Source organism: uncultured Ferrimonas sp. (genome assembly GCF_947489035.1).
Taxonomy (GTDB): Bacteria; Pseudomonadota; Gammaproteobacteria; order Enterobacterales; family Shewanellaceae; genus Ferrimonas.
In genome coordinates, this window is record NZ_CANLCI010000010.1 from 36,624 (window position 1) to 53,296 (window position 16,673).

Below are 16,673 nucleotides of genomic sequence, written 5' to 3' on the forward strand. Positions count from 1 at the left end.
ATGAATACGTATGCAAAAGTTGTTGCGGCGTTGGCGCTGTGATTACATCAATTTCACTGAAATTCACATTATGAGACGGAATGGCAACGCCGCATCACGCGCTTGCACACTCCGCAGCCTGAGAGGAACTTGGGATGGGTAAGGAAAAACCGCAGCTGTCGTTTTGGCAGATCTGGAACATGTGTTTTGGTTTTCTGGGGATCCAGTTTGGTTTTGCCCTGCAAAACGGCAACGTCAGTCGCATCTTTCAAACCTTGGGTGCCGACATGGACACCCTGCCGATCCTATGGATTGCCGCGCCCTTAACCGGCTTGCTGGTGCAGCCAATCATTGGCCACTTCAGCGATAAAACCTGGACCCGCCTTGGCCGTCGTCGCCCTTACTTCCTCTACGGTGCCATTGCCACGTCGCTGGCGCTGGTGGTGATGCCCAACGCGTCGGCGTTGTGGATGGCGGCAGGTACCCTGTGGATCCTCGACGCCGCCATTAACGTGTCGATGGAACCGTTTCGCGCTTTCGTGGGCGATAACCTGCCTAAGCGGCAACAGGCGCAGGGTTACTCGATGCAAAGCTTCTTTATCGGCGTGGGGGCGGTTGTGGCGTCGGCCATGCCGTGGCTGCTGGAAAAAGCGGGGGTCAACAACACCGCTGCCGCCGGCACCTTGCCCGATACAGTGATCTACTCGTTTTACGCGGGTGCCGTGGTGTTGCTGCTGGCGGTGGGCTGGACGGTGTTCTCTTCGAAAGAGTATTCGCCAGAGCAGCTGGCCAGCTTTGAGGAAAGCCACAGCGCCGAATACCAACTGCAGCAGCGCAGCGCGCCCCAATGGCAACGCAGTGGCTTAATGTGGGCGCTGCCTGGGGTGCTGGCCACCGCGGTGGTTGCGCTGTTTGCACTGGACAAAGAGCTGTACATCTTAACCTTAGGGCTGGCGGTGTTTGGCCTGTTGCAGTTGTGGCTGAGCCGTGGCCAGCGGGCGGCCGATGGCAGCGGCGTTACCAGCGTGATGAACGATCTGTTCTCGATGCCAACGGCGATGAAGCGCTTGGCGGTGGTGCAGTTTTTCTCGTGGTTCGCGCTGTTCGCGATGTGGATCTACATGACCCCAGCGGTGACTTCGACCCATTTTGGCAGCACCGATCCGGCTTCGGCGCTGTATAACCAAGGCGCCAACTGGGTGGGCATGCTGTTTGCGGGTTACAACGGCTTTGCCGCCATTGCCGCGCTGATCATCCCCTTGCTGGTGCGGCTGTTGGGGTTGCGTGGCGCGCATCAGTTTAACTTGCTGTTGGGGGCCGCAGGCTTTATGTCGTTCCTGTGGATCGACAACCCGGATCTGCTGATGGTGGCGATGGTGGGGGTTGGCTTTGCGTGGGCCTCGATTTTATCGCTGCCTTACGCCATGTTGGCGGGCTGCTTGCCGGTGCAAAAGCTGGGGGTGTACATGGGGATCTTTAACTTCTTCATTGTGATCCCGCAATTGGTGGCGGCAACCGTGTTGGGGCTGCTGCTGCGCCTCGGCTTTAACAGCGAACCGATCTACGCCCTGTTCATTGGTGCCGTAAGTTGGGTTATCGCGGCCGTGGCCGTGTTTGCGGTACAGGACGATTCGGTTGCGGCCGGTCACGTTCAAGGAGTGAGCCAATCATGAGCATCCGCCCGCTGCTGTTGACCGCCCTGATCAGCGCCAATCTGGCTGGCTGTGCCGCGGTTGCCGATCCCGCCCGCGACCAAGCGAGCAGCTACTACGGCACCTTGCACCCCTTTGCCAAACAGGCGGTGTATTTTCTGCTAACCGATCGCTTTGTGGATGGCGATCCCAGCAATAATCACGCCGCGAGTTCTGGCTTTGATCTGCCGTTGCAACTGAAGGACGATAGCCCGGCGAACGTTGGGTACCTGGGCGGGGACTTTAAAGGGGTGGTTAACAACGCCAAATACATTGCCGACATGGGCTTTGGCGCGGTGTGGCTAACGCCGATTGTTGATAACCCAGCCGCCGCCTTTACTGGCGGTGACGAAATCAAGCTGAATGGGTTTGGCATGGACAGAGGCAAGGCGGCCTATCACGGTTACTGGGGCAGCAACTTCTATCAGTTGGATGAGCACCTGCCCTCGGCCGATCTGGATTACCGTGGCTTAACCGCCGCGCTGCAAGCCAATGGCTTGCAGACCATCTTGGATGTGGTGATCAATCACGGTTCGCCCGCTTACAGCATGGCCCAGCCGCAGCCGGAATACGGCAAACTGTACGATGGCGCGGGGCAGCTGTTGGCCGATCATCAAAACCTGCCGCCAGCGCAGCTCAACCCGCGCGCCAATCCGCTGCACGCTATGTTTGCCACCCAGCCGGATCTGGCTCAGTTAGCGGACTTTGATTTCGCCAATCCGGCGGTGATGGATTATTTTGTTGGCGCTTACTTACAGTGGATTGACCAAGGCGCCACGGCATTTCGGTTGGATACGGTAAAACACGCCCCAAATTTTGCGTGGGCGCAGTTCAGCCAGCGCATTCGCGCCCAGCACCCCAATTTCTTTATGTTTGGCGAGGTGTACTCGTTTGATGCGGCAGAAATTGGCCAGTACACCTTTGCGGACAATGGCGGCATGAGCGTGCTCGACTTCCCGCAAAAGCAGGCGCTGGGGCAGATTTTTGAACAGGGGCAAGGCTTTGAAACCTTAGCCAGCACCCTCTATCTGGATCCCCACAGCGGCGAGCAGCCGTACGCGAATCCCTATGAGCTGACCACCTTTTACGACAACCACGACATGGCACGGATCAACACCAGCGACGCGGGCTTCATTGATGCCCACAACTGGTTGTTTACCGCCCGGGGCATTCCGGTGATCTATTACGGCTCTGAGATTGGTTTTGAGCGCGGCAAGGGCGAGCACTTTGGCAATCGCAACTACTTTGGTCAGGCGCGGATCGAACAAGCGAAAAGCCACCCCATTCAGCAAGCGCTCAGCGCCATCGCCAAGGTGCGCCAAGCCAACATTGCTTTGCAGCAAGGGCTGCAACTGACGCTGGAACTTCAGGGCGATCGCGCCGCCTTTATGCGGGTATTCCAGCACGATGGCGTGGCGCAGCAGGCGTTGGTGTTGTTGAACAAAGGCGAGCAGCCGCAACGTTTTACGCAGCAGCTGCAAGCGGGGCCGTGGCGCGAAGCGTTAACGGGCCAGCACAGCAACGGCACCCTCAGCACGACGGTGGCCGCGCATGGGGTGCAGGTGTGGTTGCTGGATGAAGCGGTAACCGAGCCTAAGCTTGCTCAGCAGTTGCAACAGCGGATGATGCGTTAACGCCGCAGCTGCTGCGGATCACCAGTTTAGTGGGGATGGTGGTGTCGGCGACGGCGTCGCCACTGATCTGCTGGATCAGGCTTTGCACTAGGGCTTCCCCCGCTAAGGTGGGATCTTGACGCACCGTGGTTAACGGCGGCGAGCAAAAGCGCGCCACTTGGATGTCGTCGTAGCCGACCACCGCGATGTCTGCAGGCACCCGCAGGCCGCGTTCGTTTAAGGCTTGGATCACGCCGATGGCGATCAGATCGCTGGCGGCAAAGATGGCGTCGAACTTAGCGCCGTGGTCGAGCAGCGCCAACGCGGCGGCGGCACCGGCTTGTTCGGTGGTGATGGCGTCTTGCTGCAAGCTGGGATCCAGACCAATGCCGTTGGCGACCAGCGCTTGGGCGTAGCCTTGGTAGCGTTGCAAAAATTCGGGGTAGTGATCTGAGGCGGTACCCACAAAGGCGATGCGCTGTTGCCCTTGTTCAATCAGGTGGTTGGTGGCTTCAAAGCCGCCACGGCGGTTGTCGCAGCCAACGGACACCCCCAGCGCCGATTGGGGCCCCCAGCGCACAAAGCGGGTGCCTTGTTGCTCAAGCTGTTTCAGTTTGGGCTGGTAATCCAGATCGTCGCCGTAGCCAAGTAAGATCAGGCCATCGGCTTTGTGGTTGTCGTCGTAATCGGCGGTCCAATCGTCGGACAGCTGCTGAAACGACACCAGCAGATCGTAGCCTTGGCGGGCGCAGGCGCGGGTAATGGCGCCCAGCATGGCGTGGAAAAACGGGTTGATCAGGGAATCGTCGCTGGTGGGATCCTCAAACAGCAACAGCGCTAAGGTGTCGCTGCGTTGCAGGCGTAATCCCGAGGCGTTTTTGTCGACTTTATAATTTAGATCGCGGGCAATTTTGTGTACGCGAGCGATGGTCTCCGCCTTAACCAGCGGGCTGTTTCGCAGGGCCCGAGATACGGTGGATTGCGATACTCCGGCCAAATGGGCGATATCAAATGAGGTCGCCTTACCTTTGGTCATAATGTGATCATCCTTCAACTGACGTTTTGCCACTATAACTTAGTGATTTCGTGGATAGAAAGAGGCGCAGACCTCGTAAAGGACAAGTGCAATAAATATGAACAATTCACAGCAGCAGATCTTGGTGGCCGACATTGGTGGCACCAACGCCCGTTTTGCCATTGCCGTTGGCGATGCCCACTCGATTGAGCTGGTGCAACGCTTTGCCAGCGCCGATTGCCGTTCGCTGGCCGATGCGGTGGCCAAGTATTTGGCCACCTTACCCAGCCACATCACCTTAACCGGTGCTTGCTTGGCGGTGGCGGGGCCGGTCACCAACGGCGAAGCCAGCCTGACCAACTTGGGGTGGCTGGCCACTGAAAGCCAGCTCAGTGAGCAACTGGGGGTGCCGGTGCGGCTGATCAACGATTTTGTTGCCTACGCCTACAGCGTGCCGCTGCTGCCTGCGGCGCACACCCAAACCATCAAAGCGGGGACGGGATTGGCGGGGGCGCCGTTGGTGGTGCTTGGCCCCGGAACCGGCTTTGGCGTGGCCAGCTTACAGGCCGACGGCAGTGGCTGGCGGGTTAATCCTTGTGAAGGTGGCCACATCGGCTTGGCCGCCACGTCAGAGCTGCAAGCGCGGCTGTTAGGGCAGTTGCAGCTGATGTTGCCCTACGTCAATGTGGAGTCGGTGCTGTGCGGCTCTGGGATGATCAACCTGTATCGCGCCATGGCGATTTTAGAAGGCCAGCCCGCCCGCTACGATATGCCGGCGCAGTTAACCAACGCCGCCGCCAATGGCGACCCGTTAGCCCAGCGCACGGTGTTGGAATTTTGCCGCTGGCTTGGCAGCGTTGCCGGGGATCTGGTGTTGGCTCACGGCGCCCGCGGTGGGGTGTGGTTGGGTGGCGGCATATTGCCCCGCATTGTGGATAGCCTCTGCGCCAGTGACTTTACCGCCTGCTTTGGCAATAAAGGGCTGATGGTGGATTACTTAACCCCAGTGCCGGTGATCTTGGCGTTAAAATCCGACACCGCAGTGATGGGCGCGGCGGCGTATTATCTGGATCGCTGTTAACGCTTTAGGTCGCGGTTCATCACGGTGTTTGGCGATACCGTGAACCCGTAACGCGGCTTATGCCGTGATGTCGGCTGGCCGCGCGCTTCATCCGCTTAACTGTTCTCGCGCAACTCCGCCAACAAAAACTCAATCAAGGCACGATTTTTCAACGGCTGCTCGCCGCTTTGGTAGAGCAGCTGCACCGGCATGGGCGCTGGGGTGGCATCCGGAAGGATCGGCACCAAGTCACCGCGTTCCAGCGCGGCTTGCAGCAAGATCGTCGGCTGCAGCAGGATCCCGCCGCCATCAATCGCCGCTTGCTGCAGCAGGGCGCCGCTGTTGCTGACAAGCCGTGGCTTGGGCAGCAGTTTCTGGCCGCTGCCGCCATCAAAGCCAAGGCAGTGATGGCCGCTTAATTCGGCAGGGGTGTGCGGGGTGCCGTGCTTCGCCAAGTAACTGGGGGCGGCGCAGTAGCGCAGGGGATAATGCCCCAGTTGCCGTGCCACCAGCGTGGTTTCCCCCAGCTCACCAATGCGGATCAAGGCATCCACCTGTTCATCAATGGCGATGCGGCGATTGTCCAACTGCAGCTCAACGTCGATGTCGGGGTAGCGCGCCAGAAACTTGCCCAGCAATGGCGCCAGCACCAGATTGCCGTAGGTCAGTGGCGCATTTAAGCGCACCACGCCTCTGGGGCTGTGGGTGATCCGCTGCAGCTGCTGTTCGCTTTGGCGAAGCTGCGCCAACAACGCCACACATTCACGGTAATAAAATTGCCCCGCTTCGGTCAGCAACTGCTTGCGGGTGGTGCGCTGAATTAAGGTGGTGCCCAGTTGTGCCTCTAAGCTTTTGATGTGCTTGCCAACCATGGTGGCACTGATGTTGAACAACACCGCCGCCTTGGCGAAATGGCGCAGTTCCGCCACCTTCACAAACACCTGCATGCTGGTGAGCTTATCCATTGAACCTCAATTGAAAACTAATGGTTTATAAAGAACAAAACTGATGGTGGTTTATTGGGGTGGGGCTGTCAATTAAGCTGGGGGCATTGTCATCGGCTTTGGAGCCTCACTGTGCCTCATCAAATTACCCTTACCGCAGAACTGCAGCTGTCGCCGCAGATCGAGCTGGCCGCAGGCCTTGCTGCCATCAATCAATTTTGTGCCGACATGCGCCGCGAGCCCGGTTGCAGCTTTGCCTATGCGATGCAAGATGGCCAAGACGAGCGGCGCTTGATCCTGTGGGAACGCTACGTGGATCGGCATGCCCAGCAAGCGCATTTTGATGCGGCCCACACCCAAGCGTTCATCGCTGCTGGGATCGCGACCTTGGTTAGCGTGACCGAAGGGCGTTTGCTCGGTGCGGATTTTGTCGACGCCCGCAACGGAGGCCCGCAATGAGCAAGCCACTACGTTGGGGGATCATCGGCACCAGTTTTATCTCTGGGGTGATGATCGACGCCATCCGCTTAGAGGGGCGCAGTGAAGTGGCGCTGGTGGCGGGTCGCAATCCGCAGACTTGCGCTGATTTTGCCGCTCAGTATCAGTTGGCCTATGGCACCGATTACGATGCGCTGATCACCGATCCGGCCATCGACATCATCTACATCGCTTTGCCAAACCATTTGCACGCCGAGTACGTGGTGAAAGCGGCGCAGGCGGGCAAAGCGATAGTGTGCGAAAAGTCGCTGTCGGTAGACATGGCCAGTACCGAGCGGGCGCTGGCGGCGGTTGCCAAAGCCGGTGTGTTCTTCGCCGAAGGGCTGATGTATTTGAATCACCCGCTGATCCGCGAGTTGTTGCGGCTGCTGCAAACCGGGGCGATTGGCGAACTGAACAGCGTGCACGCCAGTTACAGTGCGGCGATCAGCCAATTCACCAATCCCGGTTCTAAAGGTACTTTGTTCAATCTGGGCTGCTATCCGTTGTCGTTGTTGCAGCTGGTGTTGCAGCAACAGGGGCTCAGCGATTGCAGCAAGGGCGCGCAGTTCAGCGGCTTTGGCCGTGTTGGCAGCGACGGCAACATCGTGGAAGCCAACGTTGCCGCCCGCTTTAGCAATGGCGTTACGGCGCAGCTGCACAGCGCCGAAGACTATGGCTTAACGCACCAGTTTGAGCTGCTGGGCAGCAAAGGTTATCTGCGCTGTCACAGCAACCCGTGGTTGCCGGGCGAAAGCAATCAGCTGCTGTTGGCCGAGTATGAACAGCCGGAGCAGATCATCGAAGTGACCGCCGATGGCGATGGTTTCCTCTACCAAGTTCGCCATGTGATTGATGCGCTCCGCCGTGGCGAGAAGCAGTTGGCACGCCCCAGCGCAACGGTGGACGATTCCCGCCAAGTGATGGCGCTGCTGATGCAGTGGCACCAAGCGGTGTCGTAGGGGAGGGGGGAGAGGGGAAGTTAACCGTGTGCTGCTGCACCGTTCGGATCATGCCAGCGGCTGGATACTGCGGTTTTGCGTTAATGGGGCAGGTCGCAGTGGCGATGGTACCCAAAGAGGGTTCCCCCCTTTGGAATCCCTTCGCCTTAGCACAGCTTAGCTTTCGCGCTTTGCACCGCCTTCTTCGGCACGGCATCGATGCGCCATCCATGGCTTAGCGATGCACTCGCAACATCCTGTTGCTCAGCCTCATTTTGCAGTGCACCGCTCAACGCTGTGATGCGGCAGCAAAGCAGGCTCGGCGTTGTCATTCCCGATTAGGCGCTCATCCGGTGGTGATGTTTTTCTGCGGACTGAATGATGGCAGGTAGCACAGTGATGAGGCTTCTGGTATGCCGTTGGCGCCGTAGCGGATTGTCCCCCACAAAAAAGCGCCCTCATCATGAGGGCGCTTTTGCGATTGTTACGATGTGACGATGACGGCGAGATGCCGTTGTGGCTTACAACTTAACGCTGCCGATGTAGTTGTTCACTTGCTGCTCGAGCATGTCCAGCGGCACTGGGCCGTTGGCGAGGATGGCATCGTGGAACTTCGGCAAACTGAAGTCATTCCCCAGCTGCTGCTTGGCGTTGGCGCGCAGCTCTAGGATTTTCAGCATCCCCACCTTATAGGCGGTGGCTTGGCTTGGCATCACGATGTAGCGTTCAATCGCTTTAACCACGTCGCCGTGCGCGTTTGGGGTGCTCTTGGCGAGGTAATCGATCGCTTGTTCACGGGTCCACTGCTTGTCGTGGATGCCGGTGTCGACGACCAAGCGGCAGGCGCGCCACAGTTCCATCGCGAGGCGGCCAAAGTCGCTGTAGGGATCGCTGTAGTAGCCCATCTCTTTCGGCAGGTACTCACTGTACAGGCCCCATCCTTCGATGTAGGCGGTGTAGCCACCGAAGCGGCGGAACTTAGGGATCCCCTGCAGCTCTTGCGAGATGGCGATCTGCATGTGGTGACCCGGAATGCCTTCGTGGAACGCCAGCGCTTCCATCTGGTAGGTGGGCATGTCGTTCATGTCGTACAGGTTGGCGTAGTAAATGCCTGGGCGGCTGCCGTCCGGCGCCGGTTGCTGGTAGAACGCTTTACCGGCGGACTTTTCGCGGAACTCTTCCACGCGCTGCACTTTCAGTCGCGCCTGTGGCTTGAGGTTAAACACCTCATCTAAGCGGCCTTCCATGTCGTCGATGATGGCGGTGGCTTGGCCTAGGTAAGCGTTACGGCCCTCTTCGTCGGAGTTTAAGTAGAACTGCTTGTCGGTTCGCATGAACTCAAAAAACTGCTGCAGATCGCCGCTAAAGCCAACCTGCTTCATGATGTCGCGCATCTCACCGTGAATTCGCGCCACTTCATCCAACCCCAACTGGTGGATCTGCTTGGCGCTGAGATCGGTGGTGGTGGTGCGCTGCAGGCGGTTGGCGTAGTACTGATCGCCCTGTGGCAGCTTCCAAGCGCCATCTTTGGTGCTGGCCCGCTGAGATTGCGCGTCGATAAAGGCGATGAAGTTGTCGTAACCGTTTTTAAACTGGTTCAGCAGGGCGGCTTTGGCGTCGGCCAGCAGCTGCGCTTTGTCTGCTTCGCTGATGTTGAGCTTGGCCACTTTGCCTTTAAAGTCGGCCCACACTGGGCTGTCTTCGCCAGCGGCAAATGGCGCGCCGCTGATGACGTTACGGCTGTCGTTTAACACGTAATCGAAGGTGAACTTAGGCGCCATAACGCCAATCTCTTCGCGCTTTTGCAGCTGGGCGATCGCTTGCTCAAAACGCAGTTCAACCCCTTGCAGGCGGCTGATGTAGGCTTTGGCGTCGTCGACGCTGTTGATGCTGTGTTGGTTGATCAAAAACGACGGGGTGCCGGATTGGTAGCCGTACATCTGGGTTACCGGGTAGCTGTAGTAGCGCCACTTATCATCGGCGATGTCGTTTTCCAGCTTCTGCTTCATCAGGGTGTAGCTGATCTGAGCTTGGCCTTCGAGCTTAGCTTCGTCGATGCTGGCCAATTGCGCGAGGTGGCGTTTTTTTCGAGCCAGCTCTTCTTCGTCGGCGGCGAGGCTCAGATCGTCCCACTTGTCGTAGTCGGTTTTAATGCCGAGGTAGGTTTGGTATTCCGGCGAGGCCATGATGTTTTCCATGAACATCGCCTCGAACAGGGCATTGGCGCGCTCAGATTCGGTTTGGGCCACCGCAACAACCGCTGTGGTGGTGTTGCTGCTGTTCGTGGATTCGGTGGGGGTGGCGCACCCGGCCAAGGTGGCGCTGCCAAGCGCAAAGGCGATGGCGAGACTGAGCTTGTTCATTTAGCACTCCATGCGAAAAAAGGTGATCGCGCGCATTGTGGCATGGAGTGGATTTAAGGCGAAAACCGAAACTGTTAACAGATTTGTCACCGCCGTAACCTTGGCGTAACGGCGGTGCAATTGAGCCCGCAGCAGGGCGCTGCGGTTTTACTCTGGCAAAAATTGCCCCAGCAATTCATTCAGATAGCGATGGCCCCGTTCGGTTAGCTGCATCTGCTTGGTATCACGGTCAATCAGTTTACGCTGCAACGCCCAATCGAGTGTGTCGGCCACATCGGCAGCTTGCAGTTGCGTGCGTTCGTTAAGCTCGGCCAATGGCATCGGCTCGAGCAGCCGCAGCCGATTCATGTAGTACTCCAGCGCTTGATCCGCTTTGGCAACCACGGTGTGGCTGTCCAGCGGCTGTCGCTCGGCGTCTAAGTAGCCCTTGGGGTGCTTCACCTTAACGGTGCGAACAATGCGGCCGTCGGCTTGGGTGAGCTTGCCGTGGGCGCCGCAGCCAATGCCAAGGTAATCACCAAAGCGCCAGTAGTTCAGGTTGTGCTGGCACTGATAGCCGGGCTTGGCCCAAGCGGAGATCTCGTACTGGCGATAACCGGCGGCTTCCAGCATCGCTTTGCCTTGTTCGAAGATCGCCCATTGGGTGTCTTCGTCCGGCAGCGTTGGCGGCTTAGAAGCAAATTGGGTGTTGGGTTCGATGGTGAGCTGATACCAGCTTAAATGCGGCGGATCGAGCTCAATCGCTTGGGCCAGATCGTACAGGGCATCCTCGACACTCTGGTTCGGCAGCGTGTGCATTAAATCCAGATTGAAGCGGTCAAACCCCGCTTTGCGTGCTTCGCGGGCCGCCCGACGGGCTTCTTCTGCGCCGTGGATCCGCCCTAAAATTTGCAGCTTATCTTGCTGAAAGCTCTGCACTCCCACCGATAAGCGGTTAACGCCCGCGTCGCGGTAGGGCTTAAAGCGATCGGCTTCCAAGGTGCCGGGATTGGCTTCCATGGTCACTTCACAGTGCTCAACCCACGGCAACAACGCTTTGCTGCCGTCGAGGATCGCTTTGATCCCCGCTGGCGACAACAGGGATGGGGTGCCACCGCCAATAAAGATGCTGCTGATGGCGCGCTCGCCAGCTAAGGGCAGATCGGCAGCCATGTCGGCCAGCAGTGCGGCCACGTACTCGCGTTCTGGGATCACCCCCTTGCGGGCGTGAGAGTTAAAGTCGCAGTAGGGGCACTTTTGCTCGCACCACGGAATGTGGATGTAGAGCGACAGCGGTGGCAACGGGCTCACAGAATGCCTTTCTCTTTCAGGCCTGCAACCAGCAACGCCAAGGCTTTGCCACGGTGGCTGACGGCGTTCTTTTCATCGTCGCTGAGCTCGGCGGCGCTGCGGCTGTCCCCCGCCACGGTAAAGATGGGATCGTAGCCGTGGCCGGCGTCGCCACTTTTGCCGTGGGCAATGGCGCCTTCCCAGCTGGCTTGCGCGATGATTGGGCTAGGATCTTCGCCGTGGCGCATAAACACCAACACACACTGAAAACGGGCACGGCGGTCGGTTTTGGCTGCCATGGTGGTCAGCAGCTTTTGCAGGTTGGCTTCGGCATTGCCGTGATCGCCGGCGTAGCGGGCGCTGTAGATCCCCGGTTGGCCCTGCAGCGCATCCACTTCAATCCCAGAGTCGTCGGCAATGGCCGGTAAACCGGTGATGCGAGCGGCGTGACGCGCCTTAATGATGGCGTTTTCAACAAAGGTGGTGCCATCTTCGGCAACGTCACCCACGTTGAATTGCGACTGGGGCAGCACCTCAAAGGGGTAATCAGCCAGGAGGCGGGCGAACTCTTTTACTTTGCCGGCGTTACCGGTGGCCAAAACGATCTGTTGCATCGACATTCTCTTGCGCGCAGGAAATTTGGCGCAGAGTGTAGCAGGGGTGGTCACTCCCTTGAAGGGGGGTCCGTAACCCCGTGGCTAGTCGGTGCGGGTGGGATCGCAGTTAAAGTCTTGCTGAATGATGCTCAAGCTCACTTGTTCGCCATCAAGCTGCAGTTGGTAGAGCCGATCAAACTGCTGTTCATCAAGGGGTTGAAGTTGCTGTTGGCTCAACAACCCCGCTAAGGCCGGGGTGGTGTTGGAATGGCCAACCACCATGGCGTTTTGTTGGCGCTGTTGCAGCAATTGCTGCAGGGCGGCCAGCTTAGCCGGATGGTACAACTGCACCGTTAGCCCAAATGCCGTCGCACTGGGCGCAGCGGTGTGTTGGGTGCGGCGATAGTCACTGCTGTAGATGGCTTCTATCTGTTTGCTGGCCAGCAGCTGCGCCAACCATGCGCTGCGCTGGATGCCACAGGCGGTTAGGCTCGGATCCTTCGGCTGAGCGGGGTCAACGGCTTTTTCGGCATGACGGACTAAATAGAGCGAATAGGGGGCGGCAGTGGCGCTGGCGCACAGGCTCAGCAGCAACGGCAACATCAAGGCATAGCGGGGCACAGATAACTCCTTCTGTTTGGGTGGCAGCTTAGGGGCAGCGGCACAGCGGAGGCCAGCGTTGGCTTGGTTGGAAATGCGCATCAAACCGTACCGCGGCGGTACGGCTGATGTTCAGAGGGAGTGCCGCGCCGTTTAATCGACGTAGAATTTTTGCTGGAACTTGAGCTTGGTGCTGAGATCGCGCTGGTTGCTGATGTCGATATTGAAGTGGTAGGTCTCTTCATTACGATGATCCAGCTCGGCGATGTAGTAGATGGCGTCGCCTTCGCGGATCTCGCGAAACTCCAAGGTTTTGGTGATGCCGGTTAAATCCCGGGCGGTGCCATTGATGGTGACCCGAACGGCGTTGGTGTCGAGATCCTGCTGGCTGCTATCGAGCACGCTGATGTTCACCAAACCGGTGTAGCGGCTGCGGTTGACCCCATAGGCTTTGGCAATGTCGGGGGTTAAAAAGGTGCTGCCAAAGGTGACGTAGTGAATGGCGTATTTGCCCACCTGCATCTTTTGTTCGGCCACGGCAGGCAGAGCGACTAAGGCGGTAAGGATGAGTGCAATAAGGGCGCGAAACATAATGGTTCTCCTATGAATAACCACCGCCAAAGGGCGGTGGTTTAAGGCCCATCTACCAAGTGTAGACCGCCACGCATCGGCTTTGCTTGCAACCCTAAGGGGCAATAAGCAGCGTGCGGATCGACTCTGGCAGTTGTTTGGGCTCGATAATCCGTATCTGTTTGTGGCGGCCAAGTTCGCCTTTTTGAATGTGAACTTGGCCTTTGGCCACCTTGAACTGCTTAGCAAGGTACTTAATTAAGTGGCCATTGGCTTTGCCATCAACCGGCGGGGCGGTAATGGCCACTTTAAATTCATCGCCGTGCAATCCTACCAGCGCATCGCGGCTGGCTTTCGGTTGGATGTACAGGTTCAGCAGCAGATCATCGCCCTGCTGCGAAACGGCTGCCATTAAATCTGTGCCCACATCGGTACGTATTGGCCTAGCAAGATGTTGATGAAGTTCAAGGCTAAGAACACCACCAGCATGGACAGATCCAAGCCGCCCAGATCCGGCATAAAGCGGCGGATGGGTGCTAAGAACGGTTCGGTCAGCTGCTGCATCACGTATTCAATGGGGTTACGGCCTTGGGATACCCAGCTTAAGATGGCGCGCAGCAGCAGTACCCAAAACAGTAAGGTGCCCGCTTCTTTAATGACGGTGATCACACCAAGGTAGGTGCCCAGTAGCGGATCCAGCGGCTGCCCAGCCATCAGGGTGATGGTGAACCAAAAGCCGATGCCAACCATTAAGGCCAACACCAAAGAGGCGGTATCAAGGTTGCCCAACGACGGCAACACTCGGCGCATCGGCTTTAAGATTGGCTGGGTGGCTTTCACCACAAACTGGCTAAACGGGTTGTAGAAATCAGCGCGGGCGCTTTGCAGCCACAGGCGTAATAACACCACCATCAAATACAGCTTAAATAAGGTGGAGACCAAAAAGATCATGGCGTTCATATCGATTCCCTAATGATTAAAATTGGTCGGCCATCTGCTCGGCGCGGTTAACCGCTGCCTGCATGGCCGCATCTACGCTGTCGCGCAGGTTGTGTTGTTCTAAGGTGTTTACCGCTTCAAAGGTGGTGCCGCCTTTCGAGGTGACTTGAGCGCGCAATTGCGCCAAGGATAGCTCGGGATTGGCTTTCACCATCTGCGCGGCGCCAACCGCCGCTTGCTGGATCATCAGCCGTGCATCGGCATCGGCTACCCCCAGCTTGGCGGCGGCTTGCTCCATCGCTTCCATAAACAGGAAGAAATAAGCCGGTGAACTGCCGGCACAGGCGATCACCTGATTGATGCCGCGTTCGTGCTCAAACCAGACGATTTCGCCTACGGCGGCCATCAGGCTGCCGGCAAACTGGCGATCCGCTTGCTCAACATGAGCGTCGGCATACAACCCTGTTAAGCCCAGCCCCAACATTGATGGGGTGTTGGGCATGGTGCGTACCAGTTGGATCGGCTGTGCGAAGAAATCCTGATAGCGGCTGGCGGGAATGCCCGCGGCAATGGTGATGATCAGCTTTTGGCTGAGATCCAATGTGGCTAAGTCGCTACAAACCGATGCCATCAGCTGCGGTTTTACCGCCAGTACGATCACGTCGGCCTGCTGACACGCCAGACGATTATCGTTGCCGATGCGGATGCCAAACTGCGCTTGCAGGGCATCGAGTTTCGGTTGGCTGGGGTTGGTGGCGGTGATGGCACTGGCTGGATAGCCACTTTGTACCAATCCACCAATGATGCTCCGGCTCATGTTGCCGGCGCCAATAAAGACGACTTTGCGGGTGTCCAAGTTAATTCCTTGCTCCAAAAATAGCGGTGCCGATCCGTACCATGGTGCTGCCTTCAATAATGGCGGCATCCATATCGCCACTCATCCCCATCGATAACGTATCAAGCTGAGGATGCTGGCATTGCAGTTGCTCAAATTGCTGGCGCAGCTGGGCAAAGGCGTTTCGCTGGGCAGCCACATCGGTGGTTGCCGCTGGGATCGCCATTAAGCCACGCAAGCGCAGTTGCGGCAGTGCTGCAACCGCTTGGGCTAATTGTGGTAATTCTGCCACGGTAACGCCAGATTTACTCGATTCACCGCTGATATTTACCTGTAAGCAGACGTTTAATGGCGGCTTATCGGCGGGCCGTTGTTCATTCAGGCGCTGAGCGATTTTGAGCCGGTCGAGGGTGTGCATCCAATCAAAATGCTCGGCCACTTGGCGGGTTTTATTGGACTGCAACGGGCCAATAAAGTGCCAGATGGCGTGTTCTAATTGGCTTAATTCGGTGATTTTAGCAACGCCCTCTTGCAGGTAGTTTTCGCCAAAGTGGCGGCACCCCGCCTGATAGGCTTCAACCACCATCTGCGCGGGTTTGGTTTTGCTTACCGCCAGTAGGGTGATGTTGCTGGAGTTTCGCTGTGCCGCTGCTGCGGCAGCGTCAATTCTTGTTTGGGCATCAGATACCCGCTCTGCTAAGGTTGCCATAGTAGTATTTGGGGTTAATCTTCTGGAAGTGACATGGAAATTACTGAATTACTGGCGTTTAGTGTAAAGCACAACGCCTCTGATCTGCACTTGTCTGCAGGTGTTCCACCGCTGATCCGTGTGGACGGTGAAGTAAGAAAAATCAATTTGCCTTCGTTGGACCATAAAGAGGTGCACGGGCTTATCTACGACATCATGAACGATAAGCAGCGCAAAGACTATGAAGAACATCTTGAGATCGACTTTTCGTTCGAGGTGCCGGGCTTAGCGCGTTTTCGTGTTAACGCCTTTAACCAAAGCCGCGGGGCTGGTGCGGTATTTCGTACCATTCCCAGCGAGGTCTTGAGCCTTGAAACCTTAGGCGCCCCCGACATCTTCCGCGACATTGCCGAATACCCTCGTGGGCTGGTGCTGGTGACCGGGCCAACCGGCTCCGGTAAGTCCACCACCTTGGCGGCGATGATCGATTACATTAATGATGCTCGCCACGATCACATCCTCACCATTGAGGATCCGATCGAATTTGTGCACAAATCGAAAAACTGTCTGGTGAACCAGCGGGAAGTGCACAAAGACACCCACAGTTTCTCTAATGCACTGCGTAGCGCTTTGCGTGAAGATCCCGACATCATCCTGGTGGGTGAGATGCGCGATCTGGAAACCATCCGTTTGGCGTTAACCGCGGCCGAAACTGGCCACTTGGTGTTTGGCACCTTGCACACCACCTCGGCTGCGAAAACCATTGACCGGGTAGTGGATGTGTTCCCCGCCGGTGAAAAAGACATGGTGCGCACCATGTTGTCGGAATCACTGCAGGCGGTGATCTCGCAAACCCTGTGTAAGAAGGTCGGCGGTGGTCGAGTGGCCGCCCATGAGATCATGCTGGGCACCCCCGCGATTCGAAACCTGATCCGTGAAGACAAAGTGGCGCAGATGTACTCGGCCATTCAAACGGGCATGGCCCACGGCATGCAAACCTTGGAGCAGAGCCTGCAAACTTTGGTGAATCGCGGCCTGATCTCACGCCAAGATGCGATGAGCAAAATGGGCAAACAAACCACCCTGTAGGAAG

The 16,673-nt window shown here is 57.6% G+C and carries 17 protein-coding genes; 6 read left to right on the forward strand and 11 right to left on the reverse strand.

The features are described 5' to 3' along the window. Positions 1-134: 134 nt before the first annotated feature. Complete coding sequence (locus Q0796_RS08095) at positions 135-1,652, forward strand: MFS transporter (protein WP_298441824.1); 1,518 nt, start codon at positions 135-137, stop codon at positions 1,650-1,652. Continuing rightward, positions 1,649-3,304 carry an alpha-amylase family glycosyl hydrolase gene (locus Q0796_RS08100; RefSeq protein WP_298441826.1) on the forward strand — a complete coding sequence of 552 codons (1,656 nt, stop codon included), beginning with the start codon at positions 1,649-1,651 and terminating at the stop codon, positions 3,302-3,304. Before Q0796_RS08095 ends, Q0796_RS08100 begins: the two co-directional genes overlap by 4 nt. Here Q0796_RS08100 and Q0796_RS08105 read toward each other — a convergent pair. Next, positions 3,264-4,319 carry a substrate-binding domain-containing protein gene (locus tag Q0796_RS08105; RefSeq protein WP_298441828.1) on the reverse strand — a complete coding sequence of 352 codons (1,056 nt, stop codon included), beginning with the start codon at positions 4,317-4,319 and terminating at the stop codon, positions 3,264-3,266. The two genes, Q0796_RS08100 and Q0796_RS08105, sit on opposite strands and share 41 nt — an antisense overlap. A gap of 97 nt (positions 4,320-4,416) precedes the next feature. On the opposite strand from Q0796_RS08105, the gene Q0796_RS08110 reads away from it, so the two are divergent. Next, positions 4,417-5,379, forward strand: coding sequence for a glucokinase (locus Q0796_RS08110; protein WP_298441830.1), 963 nt, complete (start codon positions 4,417-4,419; stop codon positions 5,377-5,379). A 95-nt stretch (positions 5,380-5,474) separates the two neighbouring features. On the opposite strand, the gene Q0796_RS08115 is transcribed toward Q0796_RS08110, so the two are convergent. After that, a complete protein-coding gene (locus Q0796_RS08115) occupies positions 5,475-6,323 on the reverse strand; it encodes a LysR family transcriptional regulator (RefSeq protein ID WP_298441832.1) in 849 nt (282 codons plus the stop codon). A gap of 111 nt (positions 6,324-6,434) precedes the next feature. Here Q0796_RS08115 and Q0796_RS08120 point away from each other — a divergent pair, with 111 nt between their 5' ends. Then, positions 6,435-6,761: an antibiotic biosynthesis monooxygenase gene (locus Q0796_RS08120; RefSeq protein ID WP_298441834.1), complete on the forward strand. Its 327-nt coding sequence runs from the start codon at positions 6,435-6,437 to the stop codon at positions 6,759-6,761. Further along, positions 6,758-7,741, forward strand: a complete 984-nt coding sequence (locus Q0796_RS08125; protein ID WP_298441836.1) for a Gfo/Idh/MocA family oxidoreductase — start codon at positions 6,758-6,760, stop codon at positions 7,739-7,741. Before Q0796_RS08120 ends, Q0796_RS08125 begins: the two co-directional genes overlap by 4 nt. 500 nt (positions 7,742-8,241) lie before the next feature. Here the strand turns inward: Q0796_RS08125 and Q0796_RS08130 are convergent, their stop codons facing one another. The 9 genes from Q0796_RS08130 to Q0796_RS08170 all read right to left on the reverse strand — a co-directional run bounded on the left by Q0796_RS08130 (position 8,242) and on the right by Q0796_RS08170 (position 15,601). Beyond that, positions 8,242-10,083 (reverse strand): DUF885 domain-containing protein, encoded by a 1,842-nt coding sequence (locus Q0796_RS08130; protein ID WP_298441837.1) that lies wholly within the window; start codon positions 10,081-10,083, stop codon positions 8,242-8,244. Between the two features lie 147 nt (positions 10,084-10,230). Beyond that, positions 10,231-11,373: a radical SAM family heme chaperone HemW gene (hemW, locus tag Q0796_RS08135; RefSeq protein WP_298441839.1), complete on the reverse strand. Its 1,143-nt coding sequence runs from the start codon at positions 11,371-11,373 to the stop codon at positions 10,231-10,233. Next, positions 11,370-11,966 carry an RdgB/HAM1 family non-canonical purine NTP pyrophosphatase gene (rdgB, locus tag Q0796_RS08140; RefSeq protein WP_298441842.1) on the reverse strand — a complete coding sequence of 199 codons (597 nt, stop codon included), beginning with the start codon at positions 11,964-11,966 and terminating at the stop codon, positions 11,370-11,372. Before rdgB ends, hemW begins: the two co-directional genes overlap by 4 nt. An 84-nt stretch (positions 11,967-12,050) precedes the next feature. Further along, positions 12,051-12,650, reverse strand: a complete 600-nt coding sequence (locus Q0796_RS08145) for a histidine phosphatase family protein (protein WP_298441844.1) — start codon at positions 12,648-12,650, stop codon at positions 12,051-12,053. 51 nt (positions 12,651-12,701) lie between these two features. Next, positions 12,702-13,139 (reverse strand): DUF4426 domain-containing protein, encoded by a 438-nt coding sequence (locus Q0796_RS08150; RefSeq protein WP_298441846.1) that lies wholly within the window; start codon positions 13,137-13,139, stop codon positions 12,702-12,704. Positions 13,140-13,233: 94 nt separating this feature from the next. Next, positions 13,234-13,530, reverse strand: a complete 297-nt coding sequence (gene yggU, locus Q0796_RS08155; RefSeq protein WP_298441848.1) for a DUF167 family protein YggU — start codon at positions 13,528-13,530, stop codon at positions 13,234-13,236. After that, positions 13,530-14,078, reverse strand: a complete 549-nt coding sequence (locus Q0796_RS08160; protein ID WP_298441850.1) for a YggT family protein — start codon at positions 14,076-14,078, stop codon at positions 13,530-13,532. The genes yggU and Q0796_RS08160 overlap by 1 nt, the downstream gene beginning before the upstream one ends. 16 nt (positions 14,079-14,094) lie before the next feature. Further along, positions 14,095-14,913 carry a pyrroline-5-carboxylate reductase gene (proC, locus tag Q0796_RS08165; protein WP_298441852.1) on the reverse strand — a complete coding sequence of 273 codons (819 nt, stop codon included), beginning with the start codon at positions 14,911-14,913 and terminating at the stop codon, positions 14,095-14,097. Between the two features lies 1 nt (position 14,914). Continuing rightward, positions 14,915-15,601, reverse strand: a complete 687-nt coding sequence (locus Q0796_RS08170; protein ID WP_298441854.1) for a YggS family pyridoxal phosphate-dependent enzyme — start codon at positions 15,599-15,601, stop codon at positions 14,915-14,917. A 33-nt stretch (positions 15,602-15,634) separates the two neighbouring features. On the opposite strand from Q0796_RS08170, the gene Q0796_RS08175 reads away from it, so the two are divergent. Continuing rightward, entirely contained in the window at positions 15,635-16,669 is a 1,035-nt protein-coding gene (locus tag Q0796_RS08175; protein WP_298441856.1) for a type IV pilus twitching motility protein PilT, read from the forward strand. Positions 16,670-16,673 lie beyond the last annotated feature (4 nt).

Excerpts from the sequence above, each read along its gene's own strand:
- Q0796_RS08095 (WP_298441824.1), top strand. The coding sequence starts at position 135 with ATGGGTAAGGAAAAACCGCAGCTGTCGTTTTGGCAGATCTGGAACATG.
- Q0796_RS08100 (WP_298441826.1), top strand. The coding sequence starts at position 1,649 with ATGAGCATCCGCCCGCTGCTGTTGACCGCCCTGATCAGCGCCAATCTG.
- Q0796_RS08105 (WP_298441828.1), bottom strand. The coding sequence starts at position 4,319 with ATGACCAAAGGTAAGGCGACCTCATTTGATATCGCCCATTTGGCCGGA.
- Q0796_RS08110 (WP_298441830.1), top strand. The coding sequence starts at position 4,417 with ATGAACAATTCACAGCAGCAGATCTTGGTGGCCGACATTGGTGGCACC.
- Q0796_RS08115 (WP_298441832.1), bottom strand. The coding sequence starts at position 6,323 with ATGGATAAGCTCACCAGCATGCAGGTGTTTGTGAAGGTGGCGGAACTG.
- Q0796_RS08125 (WP_298441836.1), top strand. The coding sequence starts at position 6,758 with ATGAGCAAGCCACTACGTTGGGGGATCATCGGCACCAGTTTTATCTCT.
- Q0796_RS08130 (WP_298441837.1), bottom strand. The coding sequence starts at position 10,083 with ATGAACAAGCTCAGTCTCGCCATCGCCTTTGCGCTTGGCAGCGCCACC.
- rdgB (WP_298441842.1), bottom strand. The coding sequence starts at position 11,966 with ATGCAACAGATCGTTTTGGCCACCGGTAACGCCGGCAAAGTAAAAGAG.
- Q0796_RS08145 (WP_298441844.1), bottom strand. The coding sequence starts at position 12,650 with ATGCGCATTTCCAACCAAGCCAACGCTGGCCTCCGCTGTGCCGCTGCC.
- Q0796_RS08150 (WP_298441846.1), bottom strand. The coding sequence starts at position 13,139 with ATGTTTCGCGCCCTTATTGCACTCATCCTTACCGCCTTAGTCGCTCTG.
- yggU (WP_298441848.1), bottom strand. The coding sequence starts at position 13,530 with ATGGCAGCCGTTTCGCAGCAGGGCGATGATCTGCTGCTGAACCTGTAC.
- Q0796_RS08160 (WP_298441850.1), bottom strand. The coding sequence starts at position 14,078 with ATGAACGCCATGATCTTTTTGGTCTCCACCTTATTTAAGCTGTATTTG.
- Q0796_RS08170 (WP_298441854.1), bottom strand. The coding sequence starts at position 15,601 with ATGGCAACCTTAGCAGAGCGGGTATCTGATGCCCAAACAAGAATTGAC.
- Q0796_RS08175 (WP_298441856.1), top strand. The coding sequence starts at position 15,635 with ATGGAAATTACTGAATTACTGGCGTTTAGTGTAAAGCACAACGCCTCT.